Annotated in this window: 2 protein-coding genes; one reads left to right on the top strand and one right to left on the bottom strand. The window is 74.5% G+C overall.

The features are described from left to right. Window positions 1–167 precede the first annotated feature (167 nt). Window positions 168–359 (top strand): hypothetical protein, encoded by a 192-nt coding sequence (locus tag ACZ5XZ_RS00010; protein ID WP_468972660.1) that lies wholly within the window; start codon window positions 168–170, stop codon window positions 357–359. 318 nt (window positions 360–677) lie between these two features. On the opposite strand, the gene ACZ5XZ_RS00005 is transcribed toward ACZ5XZ_RS00010, so the two are convergent. Beyond that, window positions 678–1,574, bottom strand: coding sequence for a GNAT family N-acetyltransferase (locus ACZ5XZ_RS00005; RefSeq protein WP_468972657.1), 897 nt, complete (start codon window positions 1,572–1,574; stop codon window positions 678–680). Window positions 1,575–1,751: the final 177 nt, after the last annotated feature.

Raw genomic sequence — 1,751 nt, 5'->3', positions numbered from 1 at the left:
TACCCCCAAAGGAGGCCATGTGCCCTGTGGGCTGCCCTCCCCCCCCTCCCCCCCCCCCCCCCCCCCCCCCCCCCCAGGCCCTAGGGGGTGCGGGTGTTCGAAGCCGGTCCCATGATGGAACCAAGCGAGGTCCCGGCGACCCGGCGGGCGCGGACGAAGGAGGACCTGTGACGACCAATGGCAGAGAGCAGTCGGCCCAGCACCGGCCGACCCAGCTGTACACCGGTAGCGAGCGGCCCTACGACCCGGAGGATCTGGTGAAGGCCTCCGGACGCGAGCCCACCCCCCAGAGCCTGGAATGGGCCAAGCGCCTCATCGCCGAGGAGGGGCCCGGCGCCATCGAGCGGTATCTGCCGTGAATCCCTGAGGCCGGCACCCGTACCGCCTGCGGGGTGCGGAGCCATACAGAGAGGGACATCGACGTGCCGACGGTCGGCACGTCGATGCCGCGCGCTGCGGCGGGCCGCCCGCCCGGCAAAACCGCTTCCGAGGGCCCGCACCGGTCGGGAAGATCCCCTCGGCCGTCTCCCGGGCCGCGCCGGAGCGTTCCGGCCCCGGCGGACGGCCCGTCACAACGGCCACGCCGACCTCCTCCGCGAGGGCATCGACGGCACCGTCGGCGCCTGACGCGGCCCGATGGCGCCCCCGTTCCGGGCGCCTGGGGCCCCTGCGGCGGATCAGCCCAGTTCCAGGCTCGTCACCCCGAAGGTGCGTTGCCGGTCGGGGGGCGGGACCGGTCCGGTGTACATGCGGACGGTGTGGGAGCGAGGGGTCAGACCGCGGCTGGTGGCCAAGGTGTGGGCGGCGCGCCGGGGTTCGGGGGCGTCGAGGAAGACCTCGGCGGACGGCTCGACACAGGCGGTGAGGGCGTCGAAGAGCGCCTCGGCGGCCTCGGGGGTGTCGGCGAAGAGCGGGCCGACGCGGTAACCGGTGTGGGCCGGGCGGACGACTCCGTAGCCGGCGATCGCGCCGTCGCGGACGTATGCGCGGGCGATGTGGCCGGGGGCCGTCAGCCAGCGGGCGACGAAGGCCCGCCGGTCGGCGGGGAAGCAGCGCCGGTCGTAGGCGGCGACGGCGTCGAGGTGGCATCCGGTGACGGGGACGACGTGCGGGGGCGGCACCGTGCCGGGGCGGGTGGGGCGTCCCCCGTAGCGGATGGTGTCGTAGGCGGGGGTGAACCCGGCACGCCGGTACGTCGGTTGCTGGGCGGGCACCGCGTCCAGGCCCACGGTCCGGGTGCCGGCATGCGGGACGGCGGCGCGCCACGTGGCGAGCCCCAGACCCTGCCCGCGGTGGTCGGGGTGGACCAGGTAGTAGCCCAGGAAGGCGTAGCGGTCGGAGTAGTTGACGACGGAGACCGCGGAGACGGCCCGTCCGGCGCGCCGGCCCAGGAAGAAGCCGGCGGGGTCGGTGGGGTGGAAGCAGGCGGTGTCGTCGCGGCCGGGGTTCCACTGTTCGTCGGCGGCCCACCGCACCACCTGGTGCCAGTCGCCCGACGTGGCGGGTTCGACGGTGAGTTCGCCGGCGGTGGTCGGCTGCGGGTGCGGGTGCGAGGCTTCGCCTATCGGGGGCATACCGGGGATCGTCCCTTCTGGTGGGGTCAGGGGGCGGGGTGGTTCTTTAAGGCCTGTCCGATGGGTCAGGGTCGGACGGGCCCTAGGGCCTGTCCGATGGGTCAGGGTCGGAAAGGCCGCGGCGTCTGGTGCGGTGCATCGCAAGGCGCCGGAGCGTCTCGATAGCGGAGCTATCGG

The organism is Streptomyces sp. NPDC033270, assembly GCF_055576575.1.
Note: the sequence above shows the minus strand (reverse complement) of the source record. Positions and strands in the feature narration are given on the sequence as shown.

Coding starts and splice junctions, on each gene's coding strand:
- ACZ5XZ_RS00005 (WP_468972657.1), bottom strand. CDS start 1,574: ATGCCCCCGATAGGCGAAGCCTCGCACCCGCACCCGCAGCCGACCACC.